Genomic DNA, 22447 nt, shown 5'->3' with positions numbered 1-22447 from the left:
GAGAAGTGCGCTAACACTTCTCCCTGCAACCTCTACCGTCAGGGTGGTGGTTGTCAAAAAGTTATTTCCTTTGAGAACCACCCTTTTGCTTCCTACGGCGCGGGGTGGTTTTCTTGTTTTCTAATACGTTTTTCCGAAAGAAATATGCACTAATTTCCCGTACAACTCCCTTCAGAACTTCTCGTAGAAATTCAAGAAATGTTTCCATGATTATCACCTCCTTTCCTCCAAAAAACAGAAAGAAGAGCGACAACCAACCACCCTCACAATATTCAGTTGCAACCCCATCTTATCATAAACTTCCTATCAAACTATTAATCAACCTTCGACAAATTTCGATTGATTGTCCTGGTGGTTCAGGGGGACAGGTTCCCTGTCCGAGACCACTGAAAAAGTGCCCTTTTTAAATACTCATTTTATGAAATTTACGGATTCCAACTATATATTTCAAGAAAATGGAATAAAAAATGACTATAGCTGACTTTTTAGAGGATAGTATCGCTGCTATCCTCTTTAAATTTACTGCTAATGCAGTTAATTTTGCTTGTAAGGCCACGCTTTTTAGATCGTACCCCCTGGCACGATCTAACCCGTGGAAATTCTTCATCTCACCATTTTTCCATTCGTGAGAAGCTCTTTCCCGATATTTTTCTTTGAATTCATCTGACTTTTGTTGTTGGCTGTATTCATAGAATTCTGGAGTATTGATCCCAACCTCTAAAACTTTTGCTACAGTTTTACCAGAAATACAAACATCTCTAAACGGGCAACTTCTGCAAGTTTCCTTTCCAAAGTAATAACGATAGGATTGTCGGTTTTTAGTCTTTTTGTGGTATTTCCTTACGGAAATATTCCCCTGAATACAGAACCATTCATCAGAATCTTTATTGTAGCTGTAAAGTGCTTCATTTACTCTATAGGCCATTTCACTTACTGGTATGTATGCTTTAGCTCCAATTTCTTTTATTCTATCTAGTATTATCTTACGAAAATAAGCCTTATCGGCAAATATTTCTTCTATGAAAATACCGCCTTTTTTTGTTTGTTCTAATAACTCGTCAAACATTTTACCATCCACATAGGCCCCATTATCAACATGAACTGCTGTTATAATTCGCTCTTTCGGTATCATCATAAATTCTGTTTTATAACCAAAGAAATGGGAAGTTTTACTTTTATGTCCAACTCTAGCGTCTAGATCTACAATGGAACGAACTCCTTTTTGTTCCAGAAATTTAGGGTCCTCCAGAATTTCTTTCGTAACCTCTAGTAATTCCTTCACCTTGGAGTTGTTTTGTATTTCTGTATGTTCTTCTACACTTGAAATTATCTCTTCGAGATAAGACTTCATGGTTGCCTTAGCTTCTTTATGATCTTTTATTTCTTTATAATCTGGAATCTCCTGATTTATTTCCTTCGGTACTTCACCGTTTTCGTTCTCCACAGTTTTAAAAATCTTTTTAGCTAGACGCTTCATTACTCTTTCTGCGGTACATTTAAATGTGTTAGATGCTGTGTGAGTTGTATCAATGCTTATTCCCGTTCCCTGTATAATCCCTTTATCTACACATTGTTTTACGATTTTAGAGATGATGTCATCAATCGTTAAATTTCCTTCTAATTTATTTTTACGAAACTTAGTCAAAAGGCTTGGATGAGGTAGATCATCTTCGGGGTTAATGCCTAGAAAATACATGTAAGCAAGGTTCAATGAAGCCTCTTCAATAACACGTTCGTCTGATAAATTATAAAGATATTGTAAGACTAAAAGTTTTACCATAAGCTCAGGCTCTTTTGCCGGTCTACCATAATACTTACTGTAGGTTTTTTCGAGTTCTATGTTAATGAAACTAAAATCTAATTCGTCTCTAAGAATTTTAAGTTGATGATTTTCAGGAATTTTATTGTATAATACTGAATAGATGCTTAATTGCATATCTTTGTCTTTAAGCATAAAAGAAAACCTTCCTTCTTTTGATTAATTGTTTCTTGGTCGATTCAATTATACCAAAAATAGGAGGGTTTTCTTTTTTATTATACTGTTTTATTATATATCCCCATTATTTAGGAGGTGTTTTTCAGTGGCCTCTCCCTGTCCCCCTGAACCACCTTCGTCATCCTTTTGGGATGATGAACACTCTCCCTGAATAAAAAAAGGAAGTGCGCAAACACTTCCTTTTAACCTTTCTTCTTAGAACCGCTGCCTTTTTATATTCCTCCAACAGCCTAGTCTCTGTAACTAGGATCAGTGAACGACTGGTACAAGGAACCTGTCCCCCTGTCCCGCCAACGAAGTTAGTAATTCAGCGTTTTCTTTTGTTATTGATTTGCCGCTTTGGGCAGATAGTTGGTTTGTGTATGCGTTTAGTTTTTCTTCCATGGCTTGTTTGTTTCCTTTTTCTGCGGCTTGTTTTGCAGATGATAGTTTTGTTGTTAGGGCTTGGGCAATCCCTTCTTTTGTAACAAAGGTTTCTGTTAATCTGCTTAGACTGTCAAAGTCTACTGTTACTGTGAATGTTTCTTCTACTTCAGCTTTGTTTCCGGCTTTGTCTGTAGCTGAAGCGGAAATTTTGTTTTCACCGATTTTGAAATTGTAAGCAGGTCCTTCAACAGTTGAGCAGTTTTCCTGTTCAATACCTGATAGTTCGTCAGTAGCAACGCATGAGATTGAGATATCGGCATCAACTGTGTATTCTTTTCCACCTGAAAACTCAATCACTGGAGCATTTGTATCTAGTGTAATCTTTTGTTGATAGGTTTCACTTATATTTCCTGAACCGTCTTTGTATTGGACATATACTGTTTTCTCTCCGTCGCCACTAGGTAGTTCAATGTCTTTGGATGTTTTGTAGTCCTCCCACTCATTCCAATTCTCTGAATTTGTTGAAATTCTGAATTGGTTTACTCCACTTGCGTCATCTTCAGCATTGAGGCTAAGATTGATTTTTTGATTGTTTGTATATGCTGCTCCTTCATTTATTGAGAAATCTCCAGTTGGAGCCGTCGTATCTTTTTCTTCCTCTTCAACAATCATAATCCAACTAATTTGCGGGTCTGGAGCATTTGTATTTCGAACGGTTACATCCAGTAGACCATCGGTAATGTCGACGTCATATCCCAGCACATCATATGCATCTGTGAATGTATAGTTTTCCGTTCTTACTTCATTATTTATAAGGATATTTGCTTTCCTTGAGCCTTTTGTTGATGAGTACCAACGATCATAAAGACCTGTATATACAGTGTATTTCCCGTTTTCAAGCTGGAACTTATAAGTAAGATCTGTACCGTTGCCACCAACAAGGTATCGTAGTGCTGAGAAGAGATCATCACCTTCACCACCGGCAGGCTTTGAGATATCTCCTACATAGCCCCATGTTTGACCTTTGTCTGGTTCGTACATTTGGTCAATCGTATCTTTATTAACAAGTGTGTCCTGCATATAGGAAGACCATTTTGTGTAATCCTGTGTTTTTGCTCCTCCAGCATGGACAAAGTATTTTACATTGTCAGGAATCACCACAATTTCTGCTCGAATCACTTTGTTTGCGACTTCAGGAAGTGTTCCTTCAACCACTACCGTACCAGGTTTAGTGAAAGTGTCCGCGTTGATGTCCCATGTAACTGTTGTATCCATTTGCTTACCGGAATACGTAACATTAATCTTATTTGGAAGACTTGGAACTTCATTAAGTGATACTTTTTCAGGTAATTCGGTGTTGATTGTGACTCTACCCATTCTGTTTAACGTATCCAAATTCCACTCATCATACCATTGGAGGATGATTTCATCTTCATCTCCAAATTCAATTGGAAGCCAAACATATCTTGAGTTGGTTAGATCATTTTTGTTCCAGCGATCTCCCATATATATGAATTTACCGTTCTCTGGGTCGACCGGGATGACGTACGTACTTTGCGATCCAAACGTTGTTGATGCATTATCTCCAACTGACGGATCTCCCATCGGCTTCCATTCTCCTAAAACAGAGTCTGCCACATGGTATCTGGCCGGGTTCGGGTCCCATCCAGTTGCACCCGATGTAATCAAGTAGTATTTCCCTTCATACTTGAACATCGCAGGGGCTTCGCGATGGCCGTCGTAAATGGCACGGATAAAGTCTTTTCCATATTCTTCTCCAGCAATTGCTGTGTAATCTTCATTTAGCTTTGAAATATACAATGAGTAATTTTCTTCACTTGAATAGATGATATAGGCTGTTCCATCATCGTCTTTAAATAAGGTCATATCTCGGGACATTCCGGTATTTTGGACCTTATATGGGAATCCTTCCGGCACTTTGTTTAAGCGATTGCTCTCTAAATACTCAAAAGGTCCTGTTGGTGAATCACTGATCGCAACACCAGCTTTTGCCTTTGCATAGTTAGAGTCAGAACCCTCATATGGTCCATCAACATGCAGCCATAACACATACTTATCTGTTTTCTCGTTATAAATCACTTTCGGTCGTTCTAAAACACCGCGTGCTGTATTTATATCACTGAAAATAACGTCTTTTTCTGAAGAGGATCTATTTTTATATAACTCTTTAAAGTACGGATCTGTATCTAAATCTTCACGGTTTTCAACCGCCTTCATGACTACACCTTCATCTTTCCAATTATATAAATCCTTTGATGAATAGGCATGAACACCTGTTGCAGGCAGGTAGCCATTTGTTTTATCTTCTCCATACCAGTAGTATGTTTCGGTTTGCTCATCGTACATGATGCCGCCGCCATGAGCCTGAATGATATTACCGTTCGTATCTAACCATGGCTGCCCTGGTTTAAATGATTCATTTGGTATATTCACCATAAGTCCATCTATCCTATCATTTAATTGTTTTATTGAAGATCGAATCTTTTCTTGTACAGCCTTAGACGATACATCTAATCCATCTTCATTTATATCGTTAAGCAAAGCCTCCGCTTCCTTAATCGCAGTATTTAAGTCTTCAATTCCTTTCGGATAATAGACATCCGTCTTATCCGCTTCTATTTTTGCCTCTACAATTTTAGCTTCTAAGTCAGACACTGGAATCGTCACATACTTTTTGATAAGAATATAGTTTACTAATGGATCATTATAATTCGTTAATGTAGCTGAAGCCGGACCTTGGATTTTAAGGTCTAATTCTCCATCTGTTACGGAGAGCTGATGGTAGGTGAATTCTTTTTCAGCGTTGTAGCTGCCAATGTCATAATCACCCTGAGACAGATTTTGCCCCTCACTGATGATATTGACGCTTCTTCCACTCCATGGATTTTTAAATCCTACTAAAATATCATACTCACCATCTGGTAATTGGAACTTGTATTCAATGGCTTTATCACGTGCTTGAGGGCCATTATAATAGCGTAATGTTGTCTTTTTATCTGTTTCGTTTCCATCAATCACTGTAGTAGAGGTTGTTTCTGTCACTAGTCCCCACTTCTTTCCTGTGGTTGCATCCACACCGTAGGGTTGTTCTGTTTTACTTGAATAAAGACCCATTTTGTCTGCGCCTTCGACAGTGTCAGGTGTTTTATCCCCTGCGTTTACGAAATAAAGGATGTAGTCATTATTTTTTAGTTCTTCGTCTGTAAAATCGTCTTCGCCTTCTGCTGCGAAGGCTGGTGTCATAGAGAAATGGGTTGATAGGATAAATGTGAGTGTGAGAAGTAGAAAAAATAGTTTTCTTGATTTGGACAAATTGATTCCTCCTTGAAATTTTTTTACAACCTTAGTTTGAAACATAAAACAGTAGAGCAGATTTTGAATGGGAAATGCACTAAATCCTTTGTTAAAAAGGATTTCCTAGGATGTTGATCTGGAGGTAAGTAGGATGGTTGCGAAAAAGTATTTATAAGAGGGGAAAGAGTACATTCATTTTCTGTAATAATGCAACCGCTTTCAATATAATGTCTAAATAGGGTCTTTGTCAATACTATTTATTTGGATGTATGTGAATATCCTACGTTTCTCCTGTGTTCCATGTTTCATTAAAAATAATCGTAGGATAAATGGTGGATGTATAGAGATTTAATAATGAATACATCTTAATTTATTCAGTAACTTTGGTAAGAAAAACTCTAGAAAATTGGTGGATTAAGTACCAATTTCACATGATCTTATAAGTGAATTTACAGAACTTTTGCGACCGGTTTCAAAGTAGGGTGTAAATCGGATGTTCATTCTTATCAATAGATCTATCCTTTGGGAGAAAAAGAAGTGCATGGACACTTTTCGCACACTCACTATCGTAAGGGGGAAATTTCACTTTCGGCTCTAAAAGAAGGTTAATCAACTATCTCTACAATATGCCCCTTATCATAATCTTTCGCTATTTAAATCTTATGGTATTAGTAACCATAATCTGTGTGAACGAATGGGACGAGGGACCTGTCCCCCTGACCCTGAAAGAAGGTTAATCAACTATCTCTATAATATGGTTCTTATCATAATCTTTCTCTATTTAATTCTTATAGTATTAGTAACCACAATCTGTGTAAACGAATGGGACGAGGGACCTGTCCCCCTGGTCCTACATCCTCTCGTCTTGATATTCTTTAAGCTTTTCTTTAGCCAACTTATTACCTAGTCTAGCAGCTTTCTTATACCATGTTTTTGCTGCAAATGTACTTTGAAGAACCCCTTTTCCTTCTTCAAATAACCTGCCTAAATTAAACTGGGCATTTTTGTGATCTTGGTCTGCGGCTTTTTTGTACCAATAAAAGGCTTGAAGATAGTCTTTTTTTTCGTTCTCATAAATGTATCCCAGGTTGTTTTGTGAACTCGAATAATTTTCTTTTGCGGCCTTTTTATACCAATTTATGGATTGATCATAGTCTATATCTTTACCACAAGTTCCGTATTGATAAAAATATCCGATATTATGTTGTGCTGCTACCTCACCTTGGATTGCGGCTTTTAAGAACCATTGGAAGGCTTCTAAATTGTTCTGTGAAACCTGCTTTCCTTCCATATAAATTAAGCCAAGGTTAAACTGAGAAATTGGGTTTCCCTGGTTCGCAGAATTTTTGTACCAGTAGATAGCATGATATATATCCTTAGATATACCTTGACCGTTTGCGAACATATCACCCAGGTAATTTTGTGCCTCCATATGGCCTTTTTGGGCAGCACATTCAAACCAATAAAATGCATTCTTATAATCTTGAATGACTCCATCGCCAAAATAATATAATAATCCTAAGGAATATTGTGCTGTTCTGTCACCGGACTTCGCTCTTTTTTCAAACCTTTTTTCAGGATTATACTTTGGTGAAAGTAATGCTACAACCTTTTGCGTAATAAGAGATAAAAGGTCTCTTGTCTTCCAACTTTCCATTGCACTATAGGCTATTATAGCCTCCCTTTCTATTGAGAAAAAAGATGATATTTCATTTATTTTTTTATCCAGGTTTAGATGCTGTTCATAAGTAGGAACAAAGGGATGTCTTCTATTTAATGGTTCAATTTTATCTACACCATTTACTCCTATAATTAGTTTTTTTCTTATTTCATTTGCTGAAAATAATGAGCCAAAGACTTGCTCATCAATGGCAAAATCTCTTTGATCCGCACGAAGCAAATATACGATTACTGTTGCTTCACTTAATAAACTCTCATATAAGCTTGTGTATTCTGTATCTAATTGCTTAGATTCTCCCACTCCAGGTAAATCAATTAGTGTTAATGAACCTTGCTGATTAGGAAACTGATATCTAGCTCCTTCACAGACTCTAGTACAACTCTCTACATTACTGGTTTTGAAACATTCTTTTCCTATAAGACTATTAAGAGTAGAGGACTTCCCATAACCGGTTTTACCTATAAAAAGAATCTTTGCATCTTCCTCTATATAGTTAAGTTCATGTATTTCAGTATTACTTAAATGATCAATATGTATTGAATATGGCTGATATGAAAAGTGTCTAAACAACTCAAAAATAATATCTGAATATATAATTCTCATAAAATTCTTTTCTTACTTAATCCTTTGCGTAATGCTTCTTTAGTGTATTGACCATGTTTGAATATACCATTCTCGTTTCAACATATGACTTTTTTTGAATCAATTGTAGACATTCATTTAGATGATCTTCCCATATCTTTTTATAAATTGCGTCTGAATCCGGTTGACTATTAATCTGATCAACTATTTTGGGTGCAACCCGATAATATTCTTCAATATCTGCTTTTCCTCCATTTTGATGAACAAGCCACTTATCACGGAATCTTCTAAAAAGATTTAATTCCTCACAATGATCACCTTTACCTAAAGCTAAGCAAGCAGAAGATGTTATGTAGCACTTGCTTGTAACTGACTCCCATACATTATGGATGACATGCTTCATTACTCCATAACCCGGGAGTACATCTTGACAGAATTCATCAACGGTCTGAATAAATCCTTTTTTGGCATGACCCTCTGCCTGCTTAGAAACATTCCCTTTAGATACACCTTTGGCAAATGTGATTTTTTTATCTTTAGGTAGTCCAAAAACAATTTCATCAATTAGTCTAATAAGGCCATATTTTTCATCAGCAGAAACTGGAATAATTTTACTTGTAGGAACTTCAAAATACTTTGATACCATCTCTATCTTTGCGTTAATATTCTTCTGTTGCTTCGGTCCTGGTAGACAATTTTCTAAGTCCCATTCTCTAAATGGCTCGATTTTATCAATTTGATTCAAGACAATAAAAAAAGGCTTCCCTTGTTCCAAATGTGGTTTGACAACCTCATTATAAAACTTTGCATCAGACGAAAAAGCACGATCATCTCCCTTTAACACCCAAAATACAACGTCTAATTCAGGAAGAAGGTTATTATATAATTCTTCATATTCTTGATCACGACTTGCACTCTCTCCAACTCCAGGTACATCAACTAACTTTAACCCCTTAGTACCAATATTAAGAAGAACTTCCTTTGTATCTCTAGTACAAGCTTCTACATCACTGACTGGACAAATGTCTTGACCAAATAATGCATTGCACAAACTAGATTTTCCTACACCCGTTTTGCCAAAAACTCCAATTCTAGGCTCGTAGCTAAGTACAGCATCGATTCTTTCTTCAATTTTTTTTCTCATTTCAGGGGTGAAATGTACCCCTCTCTTCTTTAATACTTCAAATAAACCATAATTAAACACCTTAGAATTTAGTTGATTCAGCATCATAATCCTCCATATGTATAAATTTCTCTATGCTCTTGTTTATTAGGGATAAATATAATAGTCTTTTAGCTCTATTATTTTTTCCTTCTTCCCGATAACCCGATTAGAAATCCCTTTCATCAATTGAAAACGATCAATACCCGCTCTAGTTAATATTGTCGTAGGTATACTTAATAACCCTCCATCTAATGCATACACAACTGAACCAGCTCCGATTGCGATTCCAGACTTTATTGAACGTTCAAGAGTATCGTTAAGTGCTAGATTCAGATCCTTTTTTCCAACAAGAACTTTATGTCCTTCCCCCAGCGCAATGATCGCAAAGGGGAGTCCTGGTAATAATGTATCAATAAGTGAAGTTGAAAAAGGCTCTAATAAATCAGCTTCCAGGTCACTATTATTAATTCCACTTGGTAAAATTTGCTCTGTAATTGCATCTGCGTTTTCGAGAACTTCGTTTGTAGCCATAATTTGAATATCTGGATATTCAGAAATAGCTGATTTTATATAACTTAATGATTCGGTTGCTTTAAGTTGGAGTACTTCATCAACTGTTCCATCAGCATTCAAGATTTGTAAATCCCACCCAGGTTGTACAGGACTTTCCGCTAAGACGGCTTCTTGCCCAACTTCAAGGTGAACATCGCCAATCCATTCTCCTTGATTTAATTCATCCCGTACCTGAACCTCAAAGTATTTACCCTTCCAAGCATTCATAATTCCTTCCAGCTCCAAATTACTATATTGATCCAAGTCAGCTAATTCCAAATTAGGGTATGATAAGTTAAATGCTTCTTCCATTTGAGGATTAATTTCATTATGATTGATACAATTCAGATTAATGATTGATTCTAACGCAATACTAGATGTTACGATATCGGTAATAAGCTTTTCTTTGCCCTTTATATAATTGTTATAGAGCTGAGAAACTTTCTCTTTAATACTTCCTACACCACTTCGTTCATGACTATATTGATCTGCTATTTTTTTCAGATGGTTATTCACACCTACCCCTCCCTTAATAGATTGTTAAACACACATTCCAGGCTATAAGTATGATGGCCATTGCGAAAAAGCTATAACTAATTTTCCTTAGCTTATTAGTATGTCTCTTTTCCCTTTCTTCCATTTGGCGTGCCAAGTCTTCAATTTGCTTTTTCCGTGTATACTTTTCATTTTCTAGTTCTTTAGAAGCCTGATCCTTTAAAAGCATCAATTTATGTAAAACACTCTTTATTTGGTTTTGTTGAAGTTTATAATTAGCTTCATAGGTTGTTTCTAACTTTTCAAGACTCTCAGACAGTTGAACTTGTTTAGATATAATAGTTGAAGAATATTGTTCTAGAGTTATTTCAATCTCATTCATTTTCTTTGATATAATGACTAAATTATTTTCAACTTCACTGTTGATTTTTTCTTGTTTATGGAATTGATTTAGTAGGTCTATCTTTGACTGTTGCTCTTCTTGTATGTTTGTTTTTATTTCGTTAATATGTTTCTTATGTATAAGTATTTTTCGAGATAATTGAGCAACTTTGTCAATACAGTCTTCAATCTCCGGGTATTTACTGTCAATGATTTGTACCAGGTCCCCTAACTTATCTACTTCCTGATTAAAATTTTTATATTTCTCAACTTCAAATTCCAGCTTCTTTACTTCTCTGTGAATTCCGTATAGAACTTCACCATACACTTCACTATATTCCTCTATAATATTATTTGTTTCTTTACCTGTTAATTGATCCCAAACTCCCATTACTAATCTCCTAGTTGTGTTTTTCCAATATTATACCATATCTAGGAACAGGGACCTAGTGGATAAATAGAGTACTAATAAAGTGGACCACCATTTTCATTTTAAAGTAGATAGATCTATCACAGAACTTCCAAATTTACTATCTCAGCCAAGTGAGATGAAAAAGTTGGTCTATACTTCATTTAATTAAAACAAATCATCTTTGCAGTTCGTAATTATAAAAGGAGATAGTACAGACAGAGAATATTTTGCAAGTAGAAAAAAGATAGATTGGACTATACCAGAATCCATGTTTAGGAAAATACCTTCATTATTTCCTAAGTATTTTATACATTTGGATTTTGTTTCTTTCGTAAAAATAGCTCACCTCTCTAAATGGAGGTGAGCTTGAGTGTTTTTTTGTATATACGAATAAAAGATAGTAGGGTTTATTTATTGATATAAGGCATCTGCTCTTTAATTTTTTCCTCTGCTAATTTCTTAGCTTTTTCAATACTTTTGAACCTTCCATAATATGTACCTTTTACACTTACAATCCAATCCTGATTGGTTTCGTCCCAAGAGACCCCTCTGATGCCACTTTTGCTTCCTTTTCTTGCTCCTTGCCTGTTAACTAACATTATGAACCAGATAGTTTGCGAAATCAGAATGCCATTCTGCAAACCAAGTTCCTGCATATATTCTATTAAATTATTAGATAATTATATCAGGTTAATTACCTTAAAATGTTATAAACCTTGGAAGGATAAATTAGATCTAGAAATCATTCAGTGTCCCGACCATTAAAGTAGGCAGCAAAATGGCTTTATTTTAATAATCAAGTACTGGTTACACCACCCAAATAAAAAAGCACCCATTAGGATGCTTTCAATAAACTTAGTTCGGCGAGTTTTTCGGCATGATATTCAAATTTATTTCGTAATTTAGCTTTTAATGTACAATCAATACAACTTTCAACTAATTCTTTATAATAATTCCTTCTGACAAGATGCCACACATATATCATTTTATTTAGCAAAGACATAGTAATCGCCTCCTATCGTGATTATGCCCTGTTATACGTACGTCTAAACGCATACAGAATAGGGCAGAATGCTCATTCTTCTGTGACTTTGACGAAATAATTAGATAGATTTCTGACTAAATCCAAATAAGACGTTTACCAAAGGTGTACCACCCAATTGATAAAAGAAACATAAGAATCATCACTGTAATAATCCACGCTCTTAGAAACAAATTATACCCTTTCTTTGCGGCAAACCATTCACACACAAAAACAATAGTCAAAAGGATTAAAAAATCTCCAACAATATCTAAGAATACCCGTACCAAAATGTCCATATGAGGGATCCTCCTAATGTTAAATCTTTATTCTTTAGAAGGATCTTTAATACTTACTATCTTTTGAAATGATCAACCGGAAAAGAACTTTTTTTAGTAATTATTAGGCGAACGAAATAACCGTCCCCATGTTTCTCAAGTCAGTCCTTCATCACTGTTTTCTAATACTCATCAATCCAAAGTTCCCATTCTGGTCATTTGCTGCATCATATATCCAGTTATATTCTTTTATTTCCGTGGAGCCATCAGCATTGATGATTTTGGCTTTTTCCCATGTCCATATCGTGGCCACTCCCCCTTCTATGAACAGGTCCGTGATCTTGTAATCAAGCATTTCTTCTTTTATGTTTTCCTTTGCCAAGTTATCTACAAGGTCTTTTTGCATGGTATATAGTTCGCTGTTTTCAATAAGATAGGGTGCTACTTTTGTGAAGTCATTGGTGTTAATCGCATCTATTAAACTATAGATATAGTTATCCATTAATTCCTGTATATCATCCGGAACAGTTATAGAATTGGTTGTTGCTGGTTTGCTTTCTTGTTCTGGCTCACTCCAATTTGACGTGTATACTTTAGGATCTTTCTCCACGAACTCCTTTACCTTTTCTGATGATAATCGACTAACTGTGTTTATATCCTCTACAATCCATTTCTTTTGATTCTCCTGCCAGAGCAATTGATAACTGTTGATGTTTTCAACATCTCTTACATTAGGCTCCTCCCATGACCTGTATTCGTCTCCTTGATAATGTTCTGCTACTAATATATTTGCTTTCCACCCATTGTTTTCTTGATATAAAAATAAGGAATCCAGATCAAAGATCGTTTTTTGTAAGGAATAAATAGAGTTCTTTCCAGTTTCTTTTGCATCATTTATTTCATTTTGCAAGGCCTGCTTTAGTTCATCTGTCGCAACTGTGTATCCTTTTGTACTTCCTGAGGCTGTTGCTTCAAGCACTTGCTTTGTATGTAATATAATCGTTTCCATGATTTCCTTTTGAACCTGTTCATTTCCTGATAACTTTAACTCCATTTGAGATTGCTCAATAGGCTGTTCCGCTGTTTTCATCGTTCCCCACGGTGTTTCCAACTCAACCGCCACTAGCATTGAACCATCCATTAATACAGGTCCAAATGTATTCTGCTTCAGAATATTTACTCCTGCGTCCTTGCCATTTAAAATGAGATTTGCTTTTCCATCTGTAATTCCGGAAACAACTACAGTAACATCTTCGGCCTCTAGATGAATGGAGTGCGAGCTCTTTTCTTCATAAGGCTCCAGTGTGATTTCTTCTTCCTTCTCTAATGTGATAGAATCCGTTTCAAGCTGGGCACGTAGTGTGTAGATACCAGGTAGGAAGGGGCCGACCGTTTTTTCATCGTCAGGTTTATCTGATTTGGCAACCTCCTTGTCGTTTATATATAAAATCGTATTTTCATAGTTTGTTTGAATGGTTACGTACACTGGGTTAATTGTTAGACGATATTGATCATATAGAAATCGATCTTCTTTATCCAAGGTGACAATATGTCCGCTTCCTGATTCAGAAACGTCCTCCTGTAGTTGCGCTTTAATTGAGTCGAGAATTTGTTGCCTTTCATCAGGATACTGATTAAGGTATGTGACAAATCCCTTTAAGGAGTCTTCATTTATAGTTAATTCCGCATCATTTGTAGATAGAAGACTTGCCAGCTCCTTGGTATCCTCGGAGAGTAGAGCTGTTTCAAACCGATCGACCAGTCTTTCTTTTGATGTTAAATAGTTTCCTAATTTATAGGCCCCTATAAAAAGAACAATCACGATACTACTTATGATCATCCAACGCTTTGTTTTCTTAGACAGTGGCTTTCTAGCTTGTGAATGAACATGGGAAGCACGTGTAACAAGTTCGATTGGCCTCCCGCATTCTTCGCAAAACCTCATATCTACTTCCAAGCTTGTTCCACATTCTTGGCAGTAACGCATGACACACCTCCATGTAAGGGACAGAGAAACAGCTGCCCCTTGATTTGTCCAGTTGATATTGTTTGAGTTTTTCATATGGGGACAAGGGAGTCCCCCCGACCCAGGGACAAGGAACCTGTCCCTCCGACCCACCTACGATTCATACTGCAATTTATGTGTTATGATTCTTTTTACTGATTCTTCTAATCGTTCGAGTGGTAGGCGGTTTTCTTTTATTGCTTTTTCGATTCCATTTATTACTTTTACTTGATTTTCTAGTGTGTGACAGACTAGTAAGAGGTCTGCTCCTGCCTTTATTGATTTGTATCCAAGTTCTTCATAAGAATAATGTTTACTTACGGCACCCATTTCCATATCATCTGTTACAATCATTCCTTCAAAGCCTAATTCAGTTCTTAATAGATCCTGCATGATAGCTTGGGAGATACTAGCAGGGTTCTGTTTGTCATAGGCAGGGTATGTGAGATGAGTGACCATCACAAAAAACTCATCGTGGTTTACATGATCAATCATACTTTTAAAAGGGAATAAATCACTGTTCTCCAAGTCTGTTTTATCAGCATGAACGGAGGATCCTTCAATGTGTGGATCAACCCCACTTCTCCCATTGCCTGGAAAATGCTTTAATGTTGGTATAACTCCAGCATCTGATAGACCCATCACGGCCGCTTTTCCATAGGCTGCAGCCTTTTTGGGGTCTTCTCCAAACGAACGCGAGTCTGTTTCAGACAAATCCAATACCGGGGCAAAATTAAGCTGAATGCCCATTGCTAACAGTTCTTTACCTGTCCGACTCGCAATTGAATAAATGTCTGCTTCACTTCCTCTTTTACCTAGATCCTGCTGTGATGGGATAGGTGACACATGATCCTTCATCCTTACAATTGACCCTCCCTCTTGATCAATACTTATATAGAGAGGAAGTGATGATAATGTCTGTAGTTCACTTGTTAAAGACGTCACCTGCTTTGACGTTTCCATATTCCGGTCATATAAAATGACACCACCAACATGATACTTCTCTATCATCGTTTGTATATGTTCATTCACTTGAGTACTATCAAACCCCACAATTAGTAACTGCCCAATCTTCTCCTGAAGTGTCATGTTTTCAACAATTCTTGTAACCTTTTCCTCAAGTGTCTCCTGAGTGTGCTCTTGAGCAACAGGTACACTTTTCACAGGGTCTTTCTCTGTAAGAGAAGGATGATGTTTCATTTCGTGTAAGTTCGTCTCCTTTTTTTCAGCTTCTGGAAACAAGAAGGCACCTGTGAGGATAAGCAGACCAAAAAGTAGAATGTAAGATGCTCTTTTCATCGCTTTCATCACTGTTTATTAGCACTCAATTTCTTTAATTCAGGTGTATCCAACATCCAAAGCCCATCCTCCTTAACAAGCTGCCAATAGCCACCCCACTCCTGTACAAGGACCGAACCATCCTCCTGCGAATCGTAGGAAGTCATTTCAAGATATACTGTTGCTTTATCCTCCGTAATGGCTTGAACTTCAAGGGTCGTTACATCATCGCGGATGTTTTCCTTAAAGCCTGCTGCCCAGCCGTCCAATGGTACCTTACGTTTACGTGCTGAGGAGAAAACATTGTATGCTGTTGATAAACTGTCTTGACTAATGCTTGTGTAGTGCAGGCGGACACGATCCTTTACTGCTTGACTTTCTGCAGCACGGTCAAACGCTTCATCCGAATCTGTCGCTTCGTCCTGCTCCTTTATGATCACAATCTCTTTTTCCATAGGTTCTTCTACTTCTTCAAAATCAATCGTTAGGTCGACAAGATCAACATCTTCTTTAATGGTTGTCACCTCGCTTTTTTTCAAGCCGGACGAAAATTCCTTTTGAGCATATACCTCGATTGACCCGTCCTTCATGAGCGGCCCTAGAGCATTTAGTTCTCCTACTGAATCACTTGTTTTCTTATTATTTATATAAAGGTCAGCATCATCATAATTTCCGGAAAGCTGCACAAAATTCTCTTCCCAGTCAAGATGAACAAAGAGATCCTGTTCTTCAGGTGAAATGTGTAATGGCTGAACAGCAGTCACTTCTCCATAGTCACCCTCAATGACCGCTTTCACATTGTATTCTCCCGGCAAAAAGGGTCCGAAAATATCTTCTTCCTGATTTAATGTACCTGCCTTTTCATCATTAAAATAAATGTCAGCTTCCTTAATAGTCGTTGTGACAACAGGATAATATGGAGTGAATTGAATAACATATCGATCAAAGATCCCCCACTTCTTACCGTCCAGGACAAGATTCATATAAAACGAAGTGCCATCACCGATCGCATGCTGTTCCCCTGTTTCTATCAATTCACTCTGTTGCTTAAGGTCTTGGACCATTGACGTTATCAATTGAGGATGATCATGTAAGTAGTTTAGATACACCTTTACTTGTTCTGTTGATGCCGTCATCTCCAGCTGCCCCTCATTGATAAATTCTTTTACGGCAGCAACGTCCTCCTGTTTAATCGCTTCAATAAAGCGTTGAACTACTGCACTCGGTGCTGTTAATTTGGACACTGCATAATACCCGCCAAATAAAAGAACAGCAAAACAAATAAAGATAACCGTGATAACTTTTGATCGTTTACTTTTGAAAAAGGATGAAGGCTGGCTAACTGATCTCGTTTTTTGCTCGCTATTTGTATGTAAAGGTTGTTCAACAGGTCGTACTTGAGATGTTTTCCCGGTAACTTCCTCCTGTCGTTGACCACAATTTCTACAAAACACCTCTTCTTCTGTGAGCTGATTTCCGCAATTTCCACAAAACCTCATTCCTTCAACTCCTCCGTCATTCAAGATAAGAACAAACCTTCCAACCATCACCATTATGGAAGGTTTGTTAAAAAGACTTATTAAAAAGGAATGAAACTACTCATAGCCTCTTCTAATTGGCCAAGCAAAACATCACCAATCAAGACGATTAAAAGAATGATCACTAAATACGTTAAAAAGGTCCCATAAACACCATCCAGACCAGATGGAACATCCTTTTTAAAGCTGTAAATCGTAAAAGGAACAACTAAAAAAAGACCTAAAAATCCAAAAGCAAGAAAAAGGAAGGAGAGCTCAACTCCAAGTAATGATAAAATTAAGGCGACAATCAAAAAGCCGGTTGGTACAACGAGAAAAGAGCCAAATCGGGCAAATACATCCTTAAACGTGACAACGGACTTCCCTAATCGAATCGCGGCAAAACAAGTAATCGCAATAACCGCAATGAAAAGTAAATAATAAAAAGCAGGTTTCACCACAACATCTGAAAAACTAAATTCCACCATTCCCCCTAACATCGGCAGCCCTTTTAACGCAAAGTAAATCATGAGTGGAATACTAATGGCATAAAGAACCATCGTAATAAGTCCATTTACAAACTGATCTCCAAAAACAGCCTGAGAGCTGTTTGTTGGGTTTTTTAATCCTTTAAGGAAGAAGTTCACATACATCTTTGAAACATTTTTAGCTGTTTCGACGTGCTGTGAAGAAGGCTGTGGCTGAACTGGTTGATAGGATGCCTGCTGGGACTGAGAGGTATAAGGAACAGTCTCAGCTGGTACCGCCGCTGCACCTGGCTCTCCCCCTATTTCCATCTCAAACCTCGATCCACATTTCACACAAAACTTTCCACCTTGTTGTTCATGCTGACATTTTACACATTGCAATGTTGTAGCCCCCATTCTATGTAGTAGTCCTAACAAAGCTCTCAAGGAAGGATTATACTCAGCAAGTATAGGGATTATGTCTTATTTTTCCTTTTTTTAGGATAGTACGAAAAACCTACATAAAAAGACCTGTTCTATAATTTACTGTAGAACAAGTCCTCTAAAAGCTACGGTATTGAATCTTTCTATCATCAATAAAAAGAATGATATCCACTCCTTGATCACCGGACTGTTTAGTTAGTTTTGCTCTGTATCCTTGGCTCTCAAAAAACTCTTTAATAAATACTTCGAATTGATTGCCTGTCATCTTATCTATTTCTCCAATGGAAACAACTTGTTTTACAGGTCTTATCTCCTATCGATCCTTTATTGCTTTTACTAGTACCTTCCTGACATCCTGATTTTCTTATGTCTTTAAAACCATCGTTTTCTTTTAACTCTTCTTGTATACGAAGTAATTCCGATTCTCTCACATCGGTAATTGAATAGCTGTCTAAGAGATTCATCCATTTTTGTACAGGCGTAGAAACTTTTAGCCTTTGAACACTAACTGAATGCACAATCACACGTATTCGAATAAATATTATGGCTGCAAGAATAGCAGAGTAGTAGTATGTCTCGAAGCTCATGTTGATTCCCTCTTTACATCTAAATTCGTTCTATTATGGGAGATCTTATGATAACTATTTGGGACAGTTGACCTGTCCCCTTGACCCATCTATTACTCTAATTTAATAGCTTTGTCATACATTTTAATTTGTTTGTAATAGGTGAATAACATTCATTTTGTATGATAGTACATATCATTTAAACATCTTAGGAGCAATTGCATATGAAAAAATTAAAATCGATCCTTTGTTTTTTACGTAGATACCATAAATATGATTATTTCACTGAAAAGTGTATAGATTGTGGAAAGAAAAAATAAATAGCAGGAAAACCACCGGATATCCTTTGATATGCTCCCCTAGAGGTAGATTGATTAAAAAATAATAATCTGTCTACCTTAGGGGAGCAAACTTTTTCCAGGAATTTTAATATCTTATTTATGGCAATAGAGCTAAATTGGATCAATCACCCCTTCTAACAATCTTTTAATTGATTATCTGTTTTATAGCTTAAGATCTTTACAACCAGGACCTGTGAGCGAACGGGACGACGGACCTGTCCCTCCGACCCTTTTCTTCATTACCACTTTAATTAATTAAACTATTAAATTATAATATGGAGATATACTAAATAATTTTGGGGGTATTTATAATGAAAAGGAAAGTTGCTATTCTTGGTAGCAGTGGGGGGAATCTTTATTCTCTTGGTGGGAAAGAGCCGGAGAAGCTTCTTGGTGAGCTTCTGTTGCAACTTGAGGCAGCAGGGATGGAGTGCCACTCTATCCAGTTTATTGCAGCTAAAGGGTCGATGGATTCGGTGAAAGAGTCAACTGAAGCCTCACTTTACGGCTGGGATAGACATTCAAGTAAGCCATATATAAAGCTTGAAGGAACATTAAAAGAGGTCAATGAGGAAGCTGTAAAAACAGATCTTGAAATTTCAGAAAAGATTGAAAATGGAGAGATTGATGGGCTCATCTTCATGAGTGCTGATCCTAACGGTGCTAATAAGAATGCTGTTGAAGCAGCAGCAAAAAAGAAGTTGCCGGCAACTGGGACTGGCGGTACTTCCATGGCTACAATCAGTTCAAAAGGAGTGAATGTCATTTCCACATCAGGAACGACTGGAACAACCAATCGAACTCGTGCCGTGACCTTTGTTACATCATTAAGTAAGCATTGGGGGATTTCTTACCGTCCGATTATCGGGAAAGTAACTGCTTCCAGTAATACCGAAGAAACGTCATCTTGGAGAAGAATCAATATCCGCGGGATGATGCTTGCTTCTCTACCTGGATTTATTGCGATGGCTTTGGTTCTCGCATTAAGTAAGATCCCTGCTTTATCAATGCTTGGAGATGTTTTTGATGTGATGATTAATGCCCTTCCAGTTATTCTTGCGGTTATTGCCGCGAAGCAAGTGGCTGATCTTGACGAGGTTTCTATCGTTGCCGGGATTGTGGCGGGCGTATTGTCTACGGGCGGCGGAATTATTGGTGGAATGATCGGCGGGATTGGTGCAGGGCTTTTAGTTCAATATATTTTCAGAAAATGTGTGGAATGGAAATTTCCAGCTACGACTGTCAATATTGCTGCTGGTGGGATTGCCGGCTTAATCTCAGGATTAATCGTCTATTTTCTTTTCGCTCCGATCGCTCTTCAGCTTGGTGAAGGAATTCGATCATTATTAGATACATTAGTCGCAATGAATCCGATTCTTGCAGGATTGATCGCAGGTTTACTTATTTGGCCGGCTATCATTGGTGGAATCTATCATGCTGCTATTCTTCCAATTGTCTTATTGGAAATGGAACGTACAGGGAACAGTTTCTTAGGTGCGGTCGATATGGTCGGCTTAGTCATGGTATCAGCCGGCATTACGTTAGCTAATATTGTTGCACCTCGTGATAAAGGAGAAGCTGCAGTAGCAACACCAGGGTTTTTGATTAACATTGGGTTTGGTACGTTTGTGGAAGCCGCGTATCCATTCATGTTCTCCAACAAACTTATTTTTGCCGGAGCCATTGTCTCATCCGGTATAGGAGGCTTGCTTGTTGGTCTCTTTGATGTACGCGGAACTGCTTATGTTCCATCTGTCATGGCCCCTTTCCTTTCTGATAATATGAGTGGTTTTATTATAGCGATGGTAGGGAGTATGGTATGTGCGTTTTTGATTACGTTGTTTGTTAATTTGGTTGCTAAGAAGAAGGTTAAGGATAAGGATGAATTGTTGTCAGCTTGATGTTTTGTGAGATTAAAGTTTTGATGGAACGATGGTATTGGAATTTTCATTGGGATAGGATTTGTGAGAGTTTAGCTATCATTTTATATACCAGGAACAGGATATTCTTAGAGGCTATTGAATGTTTTTACTTAATTATAAAGACTACTTACATTAAGTAGTCTTTTTATAAGCAATACATAACACCCATGTATCCAGCAGTTCTTAAATACTTTAAGCTTAAGTATTTAATGACTTATTCTTAATAGGCTTAGCGCTTCTAAGCAATCTCACATAACTGGTTCCATATTTCATTAGTAAGTATGGAGCAAAGAAAATATAAATGGCGTAGAATAAACCATACTTTATTAGGACAATCATATCAGTCGTCTCATCTTCAAAAAGAAAGCTCATATATGATTGGCCCTCATTATATTCAATGATATTGACGAATAACCTTGTCAGAAGTGCAAAACAGCCTAAATAAAAAATAAAATTAAAGAATTTCGATCTTCCTCTGGTTAGTATCATTAGTACAAGTGATACAACAAACCCTACCCAAATTTGAATGGTGTAATTAGTGGAATAACCAAGTATGAAATGTGTACAAAATAACCCTGCTAGTAGGGCGATGATCCCAGCAAAGAATAATAAGGTCCTACCAGTAACGAAAGGTTCATAAACCTCGATCCATTCTCCTTTACGAGTTTGTACATACCCCCGATTTTCCAGTTCGTCACCAGCTTCCCAATCGCCATAAATTTCATTAAGAAGAATAAGATCTTCATCTGTTTTCTTTGTATAATCAGGCATGAAGGGTTCACCTCAGTTCCATTTTTTAACTATTATAACATTTTACTCATCCGTGCTTTATAAAAATTCAGTGCCTTTTTTCATGTATATTCTACATATAAAATGATTATTATAACCTAGCATCTCACACATTTTTCTCAAAGGAATTAGCCAAAATCTCTCTCCCCGATAAAGTAATGAAAACTTAATCAATTAATTTCTTATTCTTATCTACATTCTAAATCTATCTACCTAAATTAGGGGTGGTCCCTGTGACCATCCCTAATTTCTCTATATTAATAAATGTAGCGACCTTTGGGACAATGAACCTGTCCCCATGGACCAGTTAATACTCTTCCCGATCTTCTGCGATTATGTTGCTGTTTTTTCTGTTTTTGGACATTTTTTGGCGGAGGCGGTATGTATTGATCATGTGTGCTGCTTTGGCTATTCGATGTTCAAGGACAGCACTGCTTATGTTTACTTCCAGTTTTACTTTGTTATAAAAGATAATGATAGAGTTAGCTCCGTTTGGTTCAACATCTTCAATATGATGGGCTGCAACCCATGCTGTATCTTTTTTCATGGGTGAGCCCAGTGGGATCATGCAGTATTCCAGTGGTAAGCTCACCATAATAGGGAGGTTCTTTTGTCGCTTTAGTATTCGCCTTGCTGACTTTAGACTACCGTCAAAGCTGCCTCCATAATAGACACAGCTTTCATTTAAAACAGAGGAAGGGCTTTCCTCTACACGAATTTCACCGAATGTTTCCAGTATTGTACACTGAAGATGACCTGTATTCGTATAATGAGGGATTAAGGCCATTGTTGATTCTTTAATGATTTCCTGATTATAAACATGAAGAGTATAATTCATGATTGTTTTCCTCCTTTTCAATTTAAATGCTTTTTA

Annotated in this window: 19 protein-coding genes; 1 reads left to right on the top strand and 18 read right to left on the bottom strand. The window is 37.1% G+C overall.

Annotated features, from left to right (window positions below):
- Positions 1-61: 61 nt before the first annotated feature.
- The 16 genes from HWV59_RS21530 to HWV59_RS21455 form a co-directional block, all read right to left on the bottom strand.
- Entirely contained in the window at positions 62-208 is a 147-nt protein-coding gene (locus HWV59_RS21530) for a hypothetical protein (protein WP_175640206.1), read from the bottom strand.
- Positions 209-403: 195 nt separating this feature from the next.
- Positions 404-1954, bottom strand: coding sequence for an IS1182 family transposase (locus HWV59_RS21525; protein WP_175640205.1), 1551 nt, complete (start codon positions 1952-1954; stop codon positions 404-406).
- 291 nt (positions 1955-2245) lie between these two features.
- Positions 2246-5695, bottom strand: a complete 3450-nt coding sequence (locus HWV59_RS21520) for a family 43 glycosylhydrolase (protein ID WP_175640204.1) — start codon at positions 5693-5695, stop codon at positions 2246-2248.
- A gap of 832 nt (positions 5696-6527) precedes the next feature.
- Positions 6528-7961: a GTPase gene (locus tag HWV59_RS21515; protein ID WP_175640203.1), complete on the bottom strand. Its 1434-nt coding sequence runs from the start codon at positions 7959-7961 to the stop codon at positions 6528-6530.
- Between the two features lie 16 nt (positions 7962-7977).
- Positions 7978-9168, bottom strand: coding sequence for a GTPase family protein (locus tag HWV59_RS21510; protein WP_175640202.1), 1191 nt, complete (start codon positions 9166-9168; stop codon positions 7978-7980).
- A 42-nt stretch (positions 9169-9210) separates the two neighbouring features.
- Positions 9211-10173 (bottom strand): hypothetical protein, encoded by a 963-nt coding sequence (locus HWV59_RS21505; protein ID WP_175640201.1) that lies wholly within the window; start codon positions 10171-10173, stop codon positions 9211-9213.
- Positions 10174-10186: 13 nt separating this feature from the next.
- On the bottom strand, positions 10187-10924 hold the full coding sequence (locus HWV59_RS21500) for a coiled-coil domain-containing protein (protein WP_175640200.1): 738 nt from the start codon (positions 10922-10924) through the stop codon (positions 10187-10189).
- A gap of 428 nt (positions 10925-11352) precedes the next feature.
- Entirely contained in the window at positions 11353-11586 is a 234-nt protein-coding gene (locus tag HWV59_RS21495; RefSeq protein WP_175640199.1) for a hypothetical protein, read from the bottom strand.
- A gap of 194 nt (positions 11587-11780) precedes the next feature.
- Positions 11781-11948, bottom strand: coding sequence for a hypothetical protein (locus HWV59_RS21490; RefSeq protein WP_175640198.1), 168 nt, complete (start codon positions 11946-11948; stop codon positions 11781-11783).
- A 116-nt stretch (positions 11949-12064) separates the two neighbouring features.
- Entirely contained in the window at positions 12065-12265 is a 201-nt protein-coding gene (locus HWV59_RS21485; RefSeq protein ID WP_175640197.1) for a hypothetical protein, read from the bottom strand.
- Positions 12266-12416: 151 nt separating this feature from the next.
- Entirely contained in the window at positions 12417-14231 is a 1815-nt protein-coding gene (locus tag HWV59_RS21480) for a zinc ribbon domain-containing protein (RefSeq protein WP_175640196.1), read from the bottom strand.
- Between the two features lie 132 nt (positions 14232-14363).
- Positions 14364-15548, bottom strand: a complete 1185-nt coding sequence (gene nagZ, locus HWV59_RS21475) for a beta-N-acetylhexosaminidase (RefSeq protein WP_235991861.1) — start codon at positions 15546-15548, stop codon at positions 14364-14366.
- Positions 15549-15556: 8 nt separating this feature from the next.
- Positions 15557-17050: a zinc ribbon domain-containing protein gene (locus tag HWV59_RS21470; protein ID WP_175640195.1), complete on the bottom strand. Its 1494-nt coding sequence runs from the start codon at positions 17048-17050 to the stop codon at positions 15557-15559.
- A gap of 56 nt (positions 17051-17106) precedes the next feature.
- On the bottom strand, positions 17107-17913 hold the full coding sequence (locus HWV59_RS21465; RefSeq protein WP_175640194.1) for a hypothetical protein: 807 nt from the start codon (positions 17911-17913) through the stop codon (positions 17107-17109).
- 160 nt (positions 17914-18073) lie between these two features.
- Positions 18074-18220, bottom strand: a complete 147-nt coding sequence (locus HWV59_RS21460; RefSeq protein WP_102230292.1) for a restriction endonuclease — start codon at positions 18218-18220, stop codon at positions 18074-18076.
- 1 nt (position 18221) lies between these two features.
- Positions 18222-18542 (bottom strand): hypothetical protein, encoded by a 321-nt coding sequence (locus tag HWV59_RS21455; RefSeq protein ID WP_102230293.1) that lies wholly within the window; start codon positions 18540-18542, stop codon positions 18222-18224.
- 631 nt (positions 18543-19173) lie between these two features.
- On the opposite strand from HWV59_RS21455, the gene HWV59_RS21450 reads away from it, so the two are divergent.
- Positions 19174-20763: a PTS sugar transporter gene (locus tag HWV59_RS21450; protein WP_102230294.1), complete on the top strand. Its 1590-nt coding sequence runs from the start codon at positions 19174-19176 to the stop codon at positions 20761-20763.
- Between the two features lie 219 nt (positions 20764-20982).
- On the opposite strand, the gene HWV59_RS21445 is transcribed toward HWV59_RS21450, so the two are convergent.
- Both HWV59_RS21445 and HWV59_RS21440 read right to left on the bottom strand, forming a co-directional pair.
- Positions 20983-21555 carry a hypothetical protein gene (locus HWV59_RS21445; protein ID WP_102230295.1) on the bottom strand — a complete coding sequence of 191 codons (573 nt, stop codon included), beginning with the start codon at positions 21553-21555 and terminating at the stop codon, positions 20983-20985.
- 325 nt (positions 21556-21880) lie between these two features.
- Positions 21881-22411: a competence protein ComK gene (locus HWV59_RS21440; RefSeq protein ID WP_102230296.1), complete on the bottom strand. Its 531-nt coding sequence runs from the start codon at positions 22409-22411 to the stop codon at positions 21881-21883.
- Between the last annotated feature and the right edge of the window lie 36 nt (positions 22412-22447).

The organism is Metabacillus schmidteae (assembly GCF_903166545.1).
GTDB classification, from domain to species: Bacteria; Bacillota; Bacilli; order Bacillales; family Bacillaceae; genus Metabacillus; species Metabacillus schmidteae.
The sequence above is the reverse complement of the archived record's forward strand: the minus strand, read 5'-3'. Positions and strand labels throughout refer to the sequence as shown.

Coding starts and splice junctions, on each gene's coding strand:
- HWV59_RS21530 (WP_175640206.1), bottom strand. CDS start 208: ATGGAAACATTTCTTGAATTTCTACGAGAAGTTCTGAAGGGAGTTGTA.
- HWV59_RS21525 (WP_175640205.1), bottom strand. CDS start 1,954: ATGCTTAAAGACAAAGATATGCAATTAAGCATCTATTCAGTATTATAC.
- HWV59_RS21515 (WP_175640203.1), bottom strand. CDS start 7,961: ATGAGAATTATATATTCAGATATTATTTTTGAGTTGTTTAGACACTTT.
- HWV59_RS21510 (WP_175640202.1), bottom strand. CDS start 9,168: ATGCTGAATCAACTAAATTCTAAGGTGTTTAATTATGGTTTATTTGAA.
- HWV59_RS21500 (WP_175640200.1), bottom strand. CDS start 10,924: ATGGGAGTTTGGGATCAATTAACAGGTAAAGAAACAAATAATATTATA.
- HWV59_RS21490 (WP_175640198.1), bottom strand. CDS start 11,948: ATGTCTTTGCTAAATAAAATGATATATGTGTGGCATCTTGTCAGAAGG.
- HWV59_RS21485 (WP_175640197.1), bottom strand. CDS start 12,265: ATGGACATTTTGGTACGGGTATTCTTAGATATTGTTGGAGATTTTTTA.
- HWV59_RS21480 (WP_175640196.1), bottom strand. CDS start 14,231: ATGCGTTACTGCCAAGAATGTGGAACAAGCTTGGAAGTAGATATGAGG.
- nagZ (WP_235991861.1), bottom strand. CDS start 15,548: ATGAAAAGAGCATCTTACATTCTACTTTTTGGTCTGCTTATCCTCACA.
- HWV59_RS21460 (WP_102230292.1), bottom strand. CDS start 18,220: ATGACAGGCAATCAATTCGAAGTATTTATTAAAGAGTTTTTTGAGAGC.
- HWV59_RS21455 (WP_102230293.1), bottom strand. CDS start 18,542: ATGAGCTTCGAGACATACTACTACTCTGCTATTCTTGCAGCCATAATA.
- HWV59_RS21450 (WP_102230294.1), top strand. CDS start 19,174: ATGAAAAGGAAAGTTGCTATTCTTGGTAGCAGTGGGGGGAATCTTTAT.
- HWV59_RS21445 (WP_102230295.1), bottom strand. CDS start 21,555: ATGCCTGATTATACAAAGAAAACAGATGAAGATCTTATTCTTCTTAAT.
- HWV59_RS21440 (WP_102230296.1), bottom strand. CDS start 22,411: ATGAATTATACTCTTCATGTTTATAATCAGGAAATCATTAAAGAATCA.